Raw genomic sequence first — 15,288 nt, forward strand, 5'->3', positions numbered from 1 at the left:
GTGGCGGGGTTACACCCGCCCGATCAGCATAAAGCGCGTGTACTTCTTCTGCGGCAGCTCGCCGGCGAAATCGACGCGCGACAGCCGAGCCAATTTCTCGAATTCCGCCAACGAGTTCACGCATGCGACATGCGTCGGATGCGCGAAATAGTCGTTCGACTGGAGGAGCACGCGCGTCCCCGACGGAATCAGCGAAAGCCATGCCCGCAGGTCCGGGATGTGCTCGCAACTCGTATTGATCACGAGGTCGGGTCGCAGCCGCATGTAATCGAGCCTGTACATATCCGCGGTCAGAGCGCGGAAGCGATCGCCAAAGGCCTCGTTCAGCGTCTGCGCGATGGCAGCGACATCAGGATCGATGTCGCTGTTCTCGATCTGCCCGATCGTGAAGCGATGGTCCTCGAGCAGCATGCCCGCCAGCACGCCGTACCAGCCGCCGACGATGCAGATGCGGCCGAAAGCGCCGCCGGCGCATTCGAACAGCCTGTCGCGCGCCCACGTCTTGCAGGCCACCTGCTTGTGATTGAATGCATTGGCGATCGCGGCCTGCGGATAGCGGCCGATTACCCTGGCGACGCCCTTCAGCAGCGGACTTCCCGTATAGGCTGCAACGCCGCGCGCCAGGTCGAAGGCGTCGGCATGCCAGTCCTGTTCAGCTTCGGCGGGCCGGGTAGCTTCCTGCATCTTGGTGTTGTAGGCTGAAGGGCGGGGTCAGGCAATCGGCGGGCATCAGACAGGTCCATGCAGTTGAGCGATAGGCCGGGACATGACGGCATTGTCGACACGGCAGCTTCTGCCCCGGCCATACTCGGAGGGGCCTGAGAGCATGGACCCCAGCCTCGCCCGATATATCTGGGTCCACACCTGGCGGCAGCAGATCTGGATCCTGTTCGTCGTCGCCCTGTCGATGATCCCCTACTTCATGTCCTTCGATCTGCCCAAGCGGATCGTCAACGGACCGATTCAGGGCCAGGGCTTCGAGACCCCGGGCGCCACCCAGCCCTTCCTGGCGATCGACGTCGACGTGCCGCTGCTCGGCAGCCTCCATCTGTTCGACGGCTTCCAACTGAACCGCACCCAGACACTGGTCGGGCTGAGCTTGGTCTTTCTGGGCCTGGTGATCGTGAACGGCGCCTTCAAGCTCTACATCAACACCTACAAGGGCCGGCTTGGCGAGCGCATGCTGCGCCGGATCCGCTTCCAGCTTGTCGACCGGGTGCTTCGCTTCCCACCCGGTAACTTCAAGCGCATCAAGCCCTCCGAAGTCGCCACCATGGTGAAGGACGAGGTCGAGCCTCTCGGCGGCTTCATCGGCGACGCTTTCGTACAGCCTGCGCTGCTTGGCGGACAGGCGCTTACGGCGCTCATCTTCATCATCGTCCAAAGTTTCTGGCTGGGCATGATTGCCGCCTTCATCGTGGCCATCCAACTCGTGCTCATCCCGCAAATGCGCAAGCGGCTGATCCGGCTCGGCCGGGAGCGGCAACTGACGGCACGCGCATTGTCCGGCCGTGTCGGAGAACTCGTCGAAGGCATCGGCGCGATCCACATCAACGACACGTCGAACTACGAGCGCGCCGATATCGCGGATCGCTTGGGGCGCATCTTCAAGATCCGCTACGACCTCTACCAGTGGAAATTCCTCGTCAAGTTCATCAACAACTTCCTCGCCCAGGTCACGCCGTTCCTGTTCTACCTGGTCGGCGGCTGGTTCGCGCTGCAGGGCCGTCTCGACATCGGCCAGTTGGTCGCGGTCATCAACGCATACAAGGACCTACCCGGCCCCCTGAAGGAACTCATCGACTGGGACCAGAACCGGCAGGATGTGCAGGTCAAGTACGCGCAGGTCGTCGAGCAGTTCACTGTCGACACGATCATGGACGAAAAGTTGCAGATGCTCACTCCGCATCCGGTCGGGCCGATCACGGAGCCCCTCGCAACCTCGCATCTGAGCATGATCGACGACAGCGGCGCCAAGGTCCTGAACCGGGTTTCGGTGCAGATCCATCCCGGCGAGAAGGTCGCCGTGGTCGGAACCGCGGCAGGCGGAGCGGAAGCGCTGGCAGAGGCGTTTGCACGGTTGGCCTGGCCGGAATCCGGACGCATCAGCATAGGCGACAGGGATCTTCTCGAACTCCCCGAAGCCGTCACGGGAAGGCGCATAGCCTATGCCTCGTCGGACACCTACCTGTTCCAGGGATCATTGCGCGACAACTTTCTCTACGGCCTCAAGCATGCCCCGCTGAGCGAGCCCAAATACGACGAGGATGCATCGGCCCAACGCCGATGGCACATGGAAGAGGCCAAGATCGCCGGCAATCCCGATTACGATCCGAACTCGGACTGGGTGGACTATGCCGCGGCGGGAGCGACCGGCCCTGAAGACCTCTACTACGTGCTGCGTCCGGTGCTCGATGCGGTCGTGCTGACCCAGGACATACTCGACCTCGCGCTTCGCTCACGGGTCGATCCCAAGCTCCATCCGGGGATCACCGGGCGGATCGTGGAAGTGCGCCAGGCACTAAGACAACGACTGCACGAACAAGGCTTGAGCAGCCTCATCGCTTCCTTCGAGCCGAACGCGTACAACGTACATGCCACGGTCGGCGAGAACCTTCTGTTCGGCGCAGCGAGCGGTTCCGAACTCTCCGACAAGGAGCTGGCGCGCAGCGAATATTTCAAGTCCATCCTGAGGGAGGATAGGCTCGGCGAAGACCTCTACCTCATGGGCATAGCGATCGCCGAGAACGCGATCGAACTGTTCGCCGATCTTCCTCCGGACCATCCGTTCTTCCAGCAACTCGCCTTCATGGCACCCGAGGAGATCCCGGTCTATGAGCAACTGCTGCAGCGCCTTCGCGGCAAGCCCTTCGATGTGGTGAACCCCGAGGACAGGGTGAGGATGATCAAACTGTCCTTCGCCTATATCGAGCCGCGGCATCGCTTCGGCCTGCTCACCCCGGAGCTCATGGACCGGATCGTGGCGGCGCGTCATCGATTCCATAAGGATCTGCCGGAAGACCTGAAGCGCGCGATCGAGCGCTACGATCCGGAGAAATACACCACTGCCGCGACCCTGATCGACAATGTCCTGTTCGGGCGCATCGAGCACAACCAGCCCGACGGGCCGGAGCGCATCCGGTCGCTGGTGCGCGAACTCCTCGACACGCTCGGGCTTCACGACGAGGTGCTGGACATCGGGCTCGAGTTCAACGTGGGTGTCGGCGGCCGGCGCCTGACAAGCGCACAGCGCCAGAAGCTCGACCTGGCCCGGGCGCTGCTGAAGCGTGGTGACTTCCTCATCCTCAATAGGCCGCTTTCGGCGCTGGACCAAAGGTCGCAGGATGTAGTCACCAAGAACGTTCTGGAGGAAGTGACACGTGACGGTCGTAATCCTGCGGTCATATGGGTCCTGCCAAACGCGGGTCTCGCGAACCTTTTCGAGCGGATAATCGTTTTCCATGGGGGCGAGATTGTTCAGGATGGAACGCCGGAGACTCTGTCGAAGGAAAACGGTATGTTCATGCGACTGGTGGCATAAGGACACCGCTGGGCGATGATCTTCGGGGCTGGACGATCATGCTGCTAAACGACGAAGTTGGGACATTGCGGAAGATACCGCTTTTCTCGCGCGTCGCTCCGGCCAAGCTGAAGCTCCTGGCCTTCACCTCCGACCGTGTGACCTACAACGAGGGTCAGACGCTGTTCCATCAGGGCGACGAAGGAGACGCGGCTTACGTCGTGCTCTCGGGCAGGGCCGACGTCATCGTCGATTCCCCGACCGGCCAGATCAAGGTGGCCGAGGTGGAGCCGAATGAAATCGTTGGCGAGATCGCCATCCTCTGCGATGTCTCCCGAACGGCGACTGTTCGGGCAGCAGCCCCGCTCGAAGTGCTACGCATCCGCAAGGACCACTTCCTGCGGCTGCTCACCGAGTTTCCGGAGATGACGGTCGAAATCGTCAAGGTGCTGGCCGACCGCCTCAGTCACACGACGGCGGAACTGACGGCCGCCCGCAGCAAGGCGAGGCAGACAAATTCGTAGCGCGCGCGCCAAGCCGAGCCCAATCATGGGCGCAACACCCGCCAGCAGTCAGGCTGCCTCTTGCGTCCTGCCCAAAGCCGCCCCCGTGCGGAGCCTCCGGGCCGTCGACGCATCCCGGACCCAATCGCCAGCAGAGGCCGCGGGCAGAGACGACAGCCTTCAGGTACGGATATGGGGCGCGCGCGGCAGCGTGCCGGTCTCCGGAAGCGAGTTTCGCCGATATGGCGGCAACACCGCCTGCGTTGAGGTTTCATGCGGCGGCCGAACCCTGCTCTTCGATGCAGGGACGGGGATCAAGCCCGCCGGCATCCAACTGCTCAAGGAGGGAGTGCGCGAGGTGCATCTCTTCTTCACGCATTTCCACTACGACCACGTGCAGGGCTTTCCGTTCTTTGCGCCGCTGTACGATTGCGCCATCGGGGTCCAGATCTGGTCCGGCCTGACGGAGGTCATGACCACCGAGGAGATGCTGCGGGAACTGATGCAGCCGCCATGGTTTCCGGTCGGCATCGGGATCTGCAGCGCTTCACTAGACGCGCGGGACCTGAAAGCCGGGGACGTGCTCAATCCCTGGCCGGAGGTGACGATCCGGACGGCCCGCCTGAACCACCCCGGCGGCTGCATAGGTTACCGCGTGGAATTCGGCGGCCGGGCCGTGGCCCTTGTATTCGATACCGAGCACGTCGAGGGAAAGCCTGACGCGAACGTCCTGTCACTGATCGAGAAGGCCGACCTCGTCCTTTACGACGCCGCCTACACCGACGAGGAGATGGCCAAGTACCGCGGCTTCGGGCATTCGAGCTGGCAGGAGGGCGTTCGCCTGTGCAAGGCCGCGGGTGCACGCAGGCTCGGGTTGTTCCACCACGATCCTTTCCGGACGGATGCGGCGCTGGCGAAGATCGAAGCGAAGGCCAAGGCGGAATTCCCTGGCGCGTTCGCCGCGCGTGACGGCCAGTCGATCGAGATCGCCTCTGCTGAGGCGAAACAGGCAACAGCTTAGTCGAAAGCTCTTATCGGCTGCCCGGCGTCGCCGCATCCTCGGCGAGCAACTCATCGACATCGACCCAGCGGCAAAGCCCGGCAGTCTCCGCAAACAGCCGCTCCAAAAACACCCACGCCGCCTCGTCATGAACCAGGTGGTGGGTGAGCACTCCGATCGCCGGCGCGTGACCCACTCGTGCAGCTTCAAGCTGGGCGACGATCTCCGCCACGAGCGCAGCGTGCGGCCGGCAGCCGCGGGTGCCGTGCCAGTCCATGATGTCGATCGTCGAATTGACCAGCGGCAGGGCCGCCGGCTTGGGCGGGCCGAATACGGACAGGGCGGAAAATCCCACTTCGCGCAGGCTTGGTGTCAGAGCCGCATCAATCCGGTTCCACGGGGGCACGAGGACCGGGGACCACCGGGCGAACAGATCGTCCATCTTCGCCAGCGATTGGCGGAGTTCGTCCAACACCATCCCTGCCGGGCGATGGGGCCCGAGTTCCTGCTTCTTCTGATCGGCGGGCGCGTGGTTTTCGTGTGTCCAGCCGTGAACCACCGGCCGGACATGCTTCCTGCCATCAACGTAGCTTGCCAGTCCCGGATCGGCATGGGCAGGAATGACGGCGAGAGCGATGGGCACGCGAAAATCCGCTGTGAGATCGACCAGGCGCTCCATCGGTTTGGTTCGCTCGATCGCGTCGTCGTCACGCAGCCAGAACACCGGCTGCTGCCCGGAGTCGCGCCATCTCTGAAGGGCGTCCGCCAGGGGTTGCCAGACGTGATCCTCCGTCATGGCTCGAACCTCGCAAGCAAGGCAGAAAGACGGTCGGCCGCGCGGTCGAGCGATCGCTCGGCGAAGACGAAGCGGCGTGCCTGTTCGCGCAGCGTTTTGCGCAGGTCCGGCTGTTCATGCAGGCGCCTGATAGCAGCCGCATAAGCGTCCAGATCGCCTTCCCGAGTCAGAATACCGGTGGCGCCGTCGATCACCACCTCCGGAACCCCCGCCACGGCCTGCGCCACCACCGGCAGCCCCGCAGCCTGAGCTTCGAGGTAGGCCAGACCAAAGGCTTCTCCGATCCCCGGCCAGACGTAGAGATCGCCTTCGGCCAGAATCCTCGGCAGATCTTTGGGCGGCCTCTCGCCCAGCCAGTCGACCCGGTCCGGCGGGAAATCCGCAAAAAGTGATCGAACCTCATCCCCGGCCGCGCCGTCCCCCACGATGAAAAGTGTCCACGGCAGATCGAGGCATCGTCTCAGTGCTCGAGCCAGGAAACGGTAGCTTTCCAGCTTGTCGCCGGGCCGCATCATGGCGACCGTCATCAAGCGCGGCGGGAACGAGCCGGCTCTGGCAAGGGTGAATGCAGCGCAATCGATGAAGGGCGGCAGCATCGCCAACCGCTCCTCGGCAACTACGGTCCTGAGGCCTTCCCGGTCGCGTTGCGTAAAGCAGATGTTGAGTGCGGCCTGGCGCAACCCGGCTTCCACAACCGCCTGCGAGTGAGCCCAGGGCCCCTCCCCGCGGCGGCGTGAATAGGACGCCTCGGCAGTGACATAGGGAATGGCGAGCGCCGACGAGAGCAGCGGGCCGAGGAAGTCCGGCGCCTTGTAGTAGGGGTGGTAGCAGAAGAACAGATCGGGTGCACCGCTCCCGCGCCACTCGGTCAGAAGCCGCTCGGCTTCGGCGGTGCCGGCCGCTTGCCGTTCCGGAAACGTGTCTGGACTCGAGCCGTAGCCGCGAAGCTCCGACGCGACGAAAACCATATGGCCGACACGCCGCAGCGCCTCGATCAGCAGCCGCGCCATCAGCCGGTCGCCCGACGGAACGGGGTGATCCGGCGCCTTCATCGGCGCGTAGAAGGCGATCTTCATGCGCCTGCCTATGGCTGCGGCGGGTGGCCAAGTCAATTTGCGGATGGCGAGGCCCATCCGGGAGCACCATATGAGTGTGCCAAGAAGAGGCTGATGGAGCCGCACATGCCGGATGACCGCTTCCTCGCTTCCATCCCGACCTTCTCGCAATTCGAAGGGGTGGCGGATGTCCGAAACTACAGGCCCCTGCCGGAAGACTGGGCGTTGGCGACGACCGACATCGTCGGCTCGACCCAGGCGATCGACCGAGGTCGCTACAAGGCCGTCAACATGGCCGGGGCCAGCATGATCTCGGCGCTCCTCAACGCGCTCGGGCGGCGCGACCTGCCCTTTGTGTTCGGCGGCGACGGTGCCGTCGTAGCGGTCCCAGGAAGACTACGTAACATAGCGGTCACTGCGCTGGCCGCTACCCAGACCTGGGTGGCGGACGAACTCGATCTCACCATGCGCGCCGCGATCGTGCCGATCGGTGACATCAGGGCGCGCGGGTTGGATGTGCGGGTGGCGATGTTCAACGCGAGCCCGGGCGTGTCCTACGCGATGTTCACCGGCGGCGGGGCAAGCTGGGCCGAAGCAGAGATGAAGGCCGGCCGCTACGTGGTTCCTGCCGCCCCCGGCGGGACGAGGCCCGATCTCACGGGTCTCTCCTGCCGCTGGGATCCCATCCAGGCCACTCGCGGCGAGATTGTCTCCATCATCGCCGTTCCCGTGAGCGGAACGGCAACGGCGGCATTCCAGCAACTCGTCACCGACGTGCTCGCCATAGCCGGCCAGCAGCACCGCGGCGGACACCCGGTCTCAGTTGAGGCGCTGCACATCCGTTTTCCCCCAAGCGGCATCGATGCGGAAGCACGCGCCCTTGCACCCGCCGGCCGAAGGCTATTCGCCAAGATCCCCATCCTGCTCCAGACCGCAGCCCTGAATTTCTCGCGGGCGACCGGTCTGGGCCTCGGCAGGTTCAACGGCCGCCACTATGTCGAGGAAGTCACCGCGAATTCGGACTTCCGGAAATTCGACGACGGACTGAAGCTGACCCTCGATCTCGATGCGGCGGCCGTCGACGGGATAGAGCAGCGCCTGAAGCAAGCGGAGGCGGAAGGTGTCGCGCGATACGGACTGCACCGGCAGGATTCGGCTCTGATGACCTGCCTGGTGGCGTCGCCGCTCCAGGGCGATCACATGCACTTCATCGATGGCGCCGCAGGCGGTTATGCCATGGCCGCGTCCAACCTCAAGGCGAAGGCCGTCGCGGCTGCATGACGTAGTCAACCAGATCGGCCGGGATACATGCCGGCCATCTGCAGCAGCTTATGGGCGTTCGCGAATATATCGCGCCTGACGTCCGAACAATCGACGTCAGCTATTTTGGGCACACCGTCGCTCTGCCCGATCTCCCGGAGTATCGAAAATTCTATCTGCGGCTGGCTGCGCGAAGCTGGGAGCCCGGCACCTTCCGCGTCCTCGAACGCCACCTCGATCGGGAAACCGTGTTCGTCGACATAGGCGCCTGGATCGGTGTCACGCCCTTCTATGCCGCCGAAATTGCGAAATCCGTCGTCGCCGTCGACCCTGACCCGAAATGCGCCGCCCTGCTCCAGCGGCTGGCTCAGCGCCTGCCCAATGTCACCGTCCTCGCGGGCGCATTGTCGGATCGCCGGTCCGTCTCGGTGCATGCGGTGAAAGGCTTCGGCAGTTCCGAGACAAGCGTCCTGCCGATCGGAAACGGGGAATGCGCGACGGCCGAGGGTTTTAGCCTGCGCGAGATCATGGAGCATGCGGAGGGCGCTCCCTGCATGGTCAAGGTGGACATCGAAGGGTACGAATACGAGATGGCTCAGCAACTGGCGCAGCTAAGCGGATATCCTGCCAAGGCCCTCCAGATTGCCGTCCACCCGGAGTTGTTCGAGCGGACCCTGGCCGGCGGCCGCGTCATGCGCCGGCTCAGGACCGCTTTGGCAACCTGGCGCCTTGGCCGCATGTTCAAACCTCAATTTTGCGGCCCATCACTGGTTCACTATCCGGGTCTCCATTCCTACATAGCTTTCGGCATCATCCTGAGGTCCAGGCCGAAGGGTGCTGATCTCGTCTTCGAACAAAGAACCTGAACGAGCGGACACCGCATGGCTACCGGCACGTCGACCGAAGTCTCCACCATCCTGATGGACCGGGTGGCGGACTGGCTGACCCAATCCTCGCTTGCCGGGGACGACCTCGAAACGATCATCCGCGGATTTTGCGAGCGCGTTGCAGCGGCGGGCCTGCCGCTGGCGCGCGTGCATCTCACCTTTTCGATGCTGCATCCCCTCTACGACGCGCTAGGCTTCACCTGGGAGCGTGGCTCCGGCATGCGCGTCGAAGGCTTCCGGAACAAGCCGGGGGAGCGGTCGGAACGCTTTCTTCGCAGCCCCTACTACCACCTGCTGGCGAACAAGCTCGATCATCTCAGGCGCCGGATCGACCCGAACAGCCCATCGGAGTTTCCGATCTTCGACGAACTGAAGAAGCTCGAGATCACCGACTACATCGCCTTCAAGCACTATTTCGGGGCTGGGAAGGAACAGGGCATGATGGGGTCCTGGTCGACCGACAGTCCGACCGGCTTCAGCGAGGCGGTGATCGCCGCGCTGCTGCGCATCCAGAACAATCTTGCCGTGGCGGCGAAGATGGCGGTGCTGCACCGGCTCGCCGACAACATGCTCACAACCTATCTCGGACCCGATGCGGGCAAGCGCGTGCTCAATGGCAATATCCGCCGCGGCCAGGGTGACACGATCCGGGCCGCACTTGTCATGGCTGACATGCGGGGCTCGACCATGCTCGCCGAGCAGGAAGGCCGCGAGGCCTACATCGAGTCGCTGAACCAGTTCTTCGACGCCATAGCGGCGCCCTTCAACCGCAGCGGCGGGCAGATTCTGAGCTTCCTGGGCGACGGCTTTCTCGCAGTCTACCCCTGCGATCGCCATCACGAGCCATCGGAGATCGCCTGCCGGACGGCGCTCGCGGCGACTGCCAAGGCGACCGCCCGAATGCAGGTACTCAACGAACGAAGGCGGCTGCAGGGCCGCGCCGAACTCGGCTATGGCATCGGACTGCACGTGGGCAATGTCATGTTCGGCAATGTGGGACTGAACGACCGCCTGACCTTCTCGGCCTTCGGCTCGTCAGTGAACCAGGTGCAGCGGCTGCAGGCGCTCACCAAGAAGTATCCTCAAAGCGTCATAGCCAGCGAGGAATTCGCCAACTATTGCGGCGGCTCCTGGATTACGCTCGGCAGGGAGAAACTTCAGGGCGTGAAGGAAAAGCTGACGATACAGCACCCTGACATCGCCGACTTTTCCGAGCTTGACGATGATGGCTCAATCGAGATCAGCTATGACGGTGTTTCGGACGCTGAGCAACTGATGCTGCTCCTGCGCGACACTGCGGCAGGCCAGCCCGGATCAGGAAATGGGAAGGCGATCCAGTGAGGCTGAGAACGTTCGGCATGACAGCACTCGCAGCGTTCAGCATCGCAACGTCTTCGCTCGCCAATGCCAATGATCTGGTTCTGAAGGACAGCCTGGAGGGCCCGGATTTCACCGATGCGGGGGGACTCTACTACAAGGAGAACTATGAGCAGAGCGCCGGCACCTTCGAGTTCCAGCAGGACGTAATGCGCAACGGCAAAGGCGCGCTGAAACTCACCATCCGGCCAATCTGCCCGACGAGCAAGGACGGATGCAGCGAGCGCGCCGAGATCTGGGAAAGACCGGAACTGCGCGTCCCATATGACCAGGGCGTCTGGTACGGCTTCGCGGTCAAGTTCGCCGATCCCATCCCCCAGGACGACCATCGCTATCTGATCGCGCAGTGGAAGCGCGAGATCGATCCGGGGGCAGAGGGCGACTTCAGCCCTTTCCTGGCGCTGCGTCTGCGCAAGGGCAAACTCTTCGCGACCGTGGAGACGAACTATGTCGCGCAGGGGGCGATAGAAAAGCCCTCCGAACCGTGCGATGCCGGGGCAGTGCCGGTGTGGCTGCGCCCGGACACCAATCAGATGCGGGCGTTGGTCGCCACCGACACCGCCTGGACGCCGGAAGACGGCAAGCTCTATGCAAGCTGCACGTCGGCGATCCAGGTGATCGACCACGGTAACAAGCTGCCCGCGCCGAACTCCGGCTGGATCGACTTCGCAGTCTACACCAAGCCCGGCCCGGACGGATCAGGTCACATCGAGCTCTACGCCAACGGCAAGCCGATCGTCACCATCAAGGGACATATCGGGCACGCTGACCAGGGACTGGGGCCCAATCAGTATTTCAAGTTCGGGCCATACAGGGCGGCCAATGCGGGGGAATGGACGCTCTACTACGACGATTTCCGCCGCTCGCCTCACTGCAAGGATGTGCTCGTGGGGGCTCCCTGCAATTTCTAGTATTGGGCGCGGGCTTGCTGCCCAGCCGCGCCTCGCCCCTCCCTTCGCCGCTCAAACAACTTTGTTCGGCCGCCCGACATAGACTTGTCAAATCTCATCACTATGCGGGCCTTGCAGTTCCCCGGCTTCAAGTTACTGTCGAGGCTGGGGAAGAACAAAGGTGGGCGGCGAACAGCCGATGGATGTTTCTGGAAAGAGCGCGGGAGACGATCTCCTCCGGATCGAGAACCTCGGTATCTCATTCGCCGTAGTCGGCGGGCCGGTGCATGCCGTGCGAAATGCGAGCTTCCGCATCCTTCCCGGCAAGGTGACGGCGCTGGTGGGCGAATCCGGCTCCGGCAAATCGGTGATCAGCCAGGCCGTAATGGGCATCCTGCCGAACACGGCGAAGGTGCGCGGCTCAATCGTTTTCAACGACCCCAAGACCGGGCTCTCGACGGACATCCTGAAACTGCCGCGCGATGGTGCGGAGATCAGGGCCCTGCGCGGCAGTCGCATCGGCAAGATCTTCCAGGAGCCGATGACGTCGCTGTCGCCGCTCCATACGATCGGCAACCAGATCGACGAGACGCTCGGCATCCATTCCGGTTTTACGGCAGCCGAAATCAAGGCGCGCACGATCGAGATGCTCGGGCTGGTCGGCTTCCCGAAACCCGAACGCGCCTACGACATGTATCCGTTCGAGCTCTCCGGCGGCCTCAGGCAACGCGCCATGATCGCGATGGCGCTGCTCTGCCGACCCGCTTTGCTGATCGCCGACGAGCCGACGACCGCGCTCGACGTCACCATCCAGGCGCAGATCCTGCACCTGCTCAAGGATCTGCAGTCCAAGCTCAATATGGCGATGCTGCTGATCACGCACGATCTCGGGGTGGTGGCGAACATCGCCGACGAGGTCGTGGTCATCTACCACGGCGAGATCATGGAGGCGGGCACGGTCGAAGACATCTTCCGCCGGCCGACCCATCCCTACCTCAAGGGCCTCATGGCGGCAGTCCCGCACTTCGACATGAAGACGGGCGAGAGGCTGAAGGCACTACGCGAGGTCAAGGTCGATGTCGGAACACTGATCGGCCGGGCCGAGCGGAAGGAACAGGCAGCCGCGCCGGAAATTCTCGTCTCCGCCCGCGAACTGGTCAAATCCTATACCACGCAGAAGTCGAGCTGGCTCTGGAAAGGTACGGAGAAGCCCGTGCGTGCCGTCGACGGGGTGAGCTTCGACGTCAAGCGAGGCGAGTGCCTGGGTCTCGTCGGCGAAAGCGGCTGCGGCAAGACGACGGTCAGCAAGATCCTGATGCGGGCCGTCACGCCGGACTCCGGCGGTGTGCTCTTCAACAGCGGGAAGGGCCCGATCGATCTCCTGAAGGCGCAGGGAGAGGAACTTCGCGAAGTCCGTTCAAGGATTCAAATGGTGTTTCAGGATCCGGTGTCTTCGCTGTCGCCGCGCATGACGGTGCAGAACATCCTCACCGAGCCGCTCGAGATCCACAAGCGCGGCAATGCCGCATCGCGGAAGGACAAGGCCATATCGCTGCTCAAGGCCATCGGCCTCGATGAGCGGGCCCTCAACCGTTACCCGCACTCCTTCTCCGGCGGCCAGCGGCAGCGCATCGGCATAGCACGCGCCCTGGCGCTCGGACCCGAGCTTCTCATCTGCGACGAACCGGTTTCCGCTCTCGACGTCTCCGTCCAGGCCCAGATCCTCAATCTGCTGAAGGATCTGCAGCAGGAACTCGGGCTGACCTACCTGTTCATCTCTCATAATCTGGCGGTCGTCGACTACATGGCCGACCGGATCGCCGTCATGTGCGCGGGCCGCATCGTCGAAGTCGCCCCGCGCGAGACCTTGATGCAGCGGCCAATCCATCCCTATACCCGCTCGCTGCTGGCAGCAGTCCCCTTCCCCGACCTGGATCGGCCCCTCGACTTCAACACGTTGCAGGCAACCGGCGCGTCGGACCAGAGCGCATGGCCGCCTCAGTTCCGTTCCGATGGAGAGGACTCGCTAACGCCGGCGGATCTGGGCGAAGGGCACTTCGTCCTGGCACGCCGCTCGGCGGATGCGAGGGAGATGGTCTGATGATCACGCGCCGCACCGCACTCGGGCTGCTGGCGACGACGCTGATGCCGGCCAAGCTCCGGGCTGCGGGGATCGAGGTAGAGTCCCTGCTCCCGAAAATAGAGGCCGGCGAACTGCCGCCGATCGCGGTCCGCCTGCCCAAAACACCTCGCGTCATCAATCTCGCAGGAATGGGCAGACTGCCCGGGCGAAACGGCGGGAGCATTCGCACCATCATCGGCGGCCCGCGCGACATCCGTGTCATGACGATCTACGGCTATGCCCGACTGATCGGCTACAACGAAAAGCTCGAGTTCGAGCCGGACATCCTGGACAGCTACGAAGTCGTAGAAGAGCGCATCTTCACCTTCCGCTTGCGCGAAGGCCACAGATGGTCCGACGGGACTCCGCTCTCGGTCGAGGACTTCCGCTACTGCTGGGAAGACATCATCAACAACGAGGACCTGACATCCGGCGGGATTCCGATCAGCCTGCGTGTCAACGGCAAGGGGCCTAAGTTCGAGATCGTCGATCCCTTGACAGTCCGGTACAGTTGGGACGCGCCCAATCCTGACTTCCTGCCGAGCCTGGCATCGGCGCAGCCCCAGACCCTCGTGCTGCCCGCCCATTATCTGAAACAGTTCCACGGCAAGTACCAGAGCGAGGACAAGCTCAAGGAATTGATGAAGGAGCACAAGGCCAAGAAGTGGACCGGGCTCCATATCAAGATGTCGCGGACCTACAGGCCGGAGAATCCGGCGCTGCCGACGCTCGACCCGTGGCGCAACACCACGGAATCGCCCGCCGAGCAGTATGTTTTCGAGCGCAACCCGTTCTTCCACCGGGTCGACGAGAACGGGCGGCAGCTTCCCTATATCGACCGCGTGGTGCTGAATGTCAGCTCCTCCGCGATCGTGCCGGCCAAGACCGGCGCCGGCGAAAGCGACCTTCAGGCAACGGGCATCGACTTCGCCGATTACACCTTCCTGAAGGACGCGGAGAAGCGCTACCCCGTCAAGGTCAGCCTCTGGACCAAGATCCAGGGCGCACGCTTCGCCATCTTGCCCAACCTCAACTATGCCGACGAGGTCTGGCGTGGCATCATCCAGGACGTCCGCTTCCGGCGCGCGCTCTCGATCGCCCTCGACCGGCGCGAGATCAACCTCGCCTGCTTCTTCGGGCTGGGCAAGGAAAGCTCCGACACGGTTCTGCCCACCAGCCCGCTTTACCGGCCCGAATACGCACAGGCCTGGATCGGCTTCGACCGCGAGCGCGCCAACGCACTGCTCGACGACGTCGGCCTCGACAAGCGGGACGACGATGGCATCCGCATCCTGCCGGACGGCCGCTCGGCCCAGTTGATCATCGAGACGCCAGGCGAGAGCACGCTCGAGACCGACGTGCTGGAACTCGTCGCCGACCATTGGCGGCAGATCGGCCTGGCGATCTTCATACGCACCTCGCAGCGCGACATCTTCCGCAGTCGCGCGATTGCCGGCTCTATCATGCTCTCGCTGTGGTCGGGCATGGACAACGGCGTGCCGACGCCGGACATGAGCCCGGACCAGCTCGCGCCCACGGCCGAGGACAGCCTGCAATGGCCGATCTGGGGCATCCACTACATGACGGGCGGCGACCAGGGCCGCCCGCCGGAAATGCCGGAGGTGGTCGAACTGGTCGGACTGCTACGGAAATGGAAGGCGTCCGCCACCGTCGAAGAGCGAACCAAGATCTGGCACCAGATGCTCACGATCTACACGGACCAGGTCTTCTCGATCGGCATCGTCAATCAGACGCTACAGCCGATCCTGCGCTCGGCCAAGCTTCGCAACCTGCCGGAGGAAGGCCTCTACGGCTTCGACCCCACCTGCTATCTGGGCATCTACAAGCCCGACACCTTTTGGCTTGAGGACAGCTGAC

Annotated in this window: 12 protein-coding genes; 9 read left to right on the top strand and 3 right to left on the bottom strand. The window is 63.5% G+C overall.

Annotated features, from left to right (window positions below):
* Positions 1–9 precede the first annotated feature (9 nt).
* Positions 10–684, bottom strand: a complete 675-nt coding sequence (locus tag HUI96_RS15920) for a class I SAM-dependent methyltransferase (protein ID WP_188255655.1) — start codon at positions 682–684, stop codon at positions 10–12.
* 142 nt (positions 685–826) lie between these two features.
* Between HUI96_RS15920 and HUI96_RS15925 the strand changes: the two genes are divergently transcribed.
* From HUI96_RS15925 to HUI96_RS15935, 3 genes are all read left to right on the top strand, one after another.
* Entirely contained in the window at positions 827–3,541 is a 2,715-nt protein-coding gene (locus tag HUI96_RS15925; protein ID WP_188255656.1) for an ABC transporter ATP-binding protein, read from the top strand.
* Positions 3,542–3,579: 38 nt separating this feature from the next.
* A complete protein-coding gene (locus HUI96_RS15930) occupies positions 3,580–4,044 on the top strand; it encodes a cyclic nucleotide-binding domain-containing protein (protein ID WP_188255657.1) in 465 nt (154 codons plus the stop codon).
* A 190-nt stretch (positions 4,045–4,234) separates the two neighbouring features.
* A complete protein-coding gene (locus HUI96_RS15935; RefSeq protein WP_337918393.1) occupies positions 4,235–5,044 on the top strand; it encodes an MBL fold metallo-hydrolase in 810 nt (269 codons plus the stop codon).
* 10 nt (positions 5,045–5,054) lie between these two features.
* Here HUI96_RS15935 and HUI96_RS15940 read toward each other — a convergent pair whose 3' ends face one another.
* Together HUI96_RS15940 and HUI96_RS15945 are read right to left on the bottom strand one after the other, a co-directional pair.
* The gene (locus HUI96_RS15940; RefSeq protein ID WP_188255659.1) at positions 5,055–5,819 is read right to left on the bottom strand and encodes a polysaccharide deacetylase family protein; all 765 of its coding nucleotides are present in this window, start codon (positions 5,817–5,819) and stop codon (positions 5,055–5,057) included.
* Positions 5,816–6,895 carry a glycosyltransferase family 4 protein gene (locus HUI96_RS15945; RefSeq protein WP_188255660.1) on the bottom strand — a complete coding sequence of 360 codons (1,080 nt, stop codon included), beginning with the start codon at positions 6,893–6,895 and terminating at the stop codon, positions 5,816–5,818. The genes HUI96_RS15940 and HUI96_RS15945 overlap by 4 nt, the downstream gene beginning before the upstream one ends.
* A gap of 105 nt (positions 6,896–7,000) precedes the next feature.
* Here HUI96_RS15945 and HUI96_RS15950 point away from each other — a divergent pair, with 105 nt between their 5' ends.
* The 6 genes from HUI96_RS15950 (at position 7,001) to HUI96_RS15975 (ending at position 15,287) form a co-directional block, all read left to right on the top strand.
* A complete protein-coding gene (locus HUI96_RS15950) occupies positions 7,001–8,155 on the top strand; it encodes a DUF3095 domain-containing protein (RefSeq protein ID WP_237684158.1) in 1,155 nt (384 codons plus the stop codon).
* 50 nt (positions 8,156–8,205) lie between these two features.
* Positions 8,206–9,000, top strand: coding sequence for an FkbM family methyltransferase (locus HUI96_RS15955; protein ID WP_188255662.1), 795 nt, complete (start codon positions 8,206–8,208; stop codon positions 8,998–9,000).
* Between the two features lie 15 nt (positions 9,001–9,015).
* Positions 9,016–10,362, top strand: coding sequence for an adenylate/guanylate cyclase domain-containing protein (locus tag HUI96_RS15960; RefSeq protein ID WP_188255663.1), 1,347 nt, complete (start codon positions 9,016–9,018; stop codon positions 10,360–10,362).
* Between the two features lie 17 nt (positions 10,363–10,379).
* Positions 10,380–11,309: a polysaccharide lyase gene (locus HUI96_RS15965; RefSeq protein ID WP_188255664.1), complete on the top strand. Its 930-nt coding sequence runs from the start codon at positions 10,380–10,382 to the stop codon at positions 11,307–11,309.
* 178 nt (positions 11,310–11,487) lie between these two features.
* Complete coding sequence (locus HUI96_RS15970) at positions 11,488–13,389, top strand: ABC transporter ATP-binding protein (RefSeq protein ID WP_188255665.1); 1,902 nt, start codon at positions 11,488–11,490, stop codon at positions 13,387–13,389.
* Positions 13,389–15,287 (top strand): ABC transporter substrate-binding protein, encoded by a 1,899-nt coding sequence (locus HUI96_RS15975; RefSeq protein ID WP_188255666.1) that lies wholly within the window; start codon positions 13,389–13,391, stop codon positions 15,285–15,287. Before HUI96_RS15970 ends, HUI96_RS15975 begins: the two co-directional genes overlap by 1 nt.
* The last annotated feature ends 1 nt before the right edge of the window (position 15,288 follow it).

This window comes from Pseudaminobacter soli (ex Zhang et al. 2022), from assembly GCF_014595955.1.
Lineage (GTDB): Bacteria > Pseudomonadota > Alphaproteobacteria > Rhizobiales > Rhizobiaceae > Kumtagia > Kumtagia pseudosoli.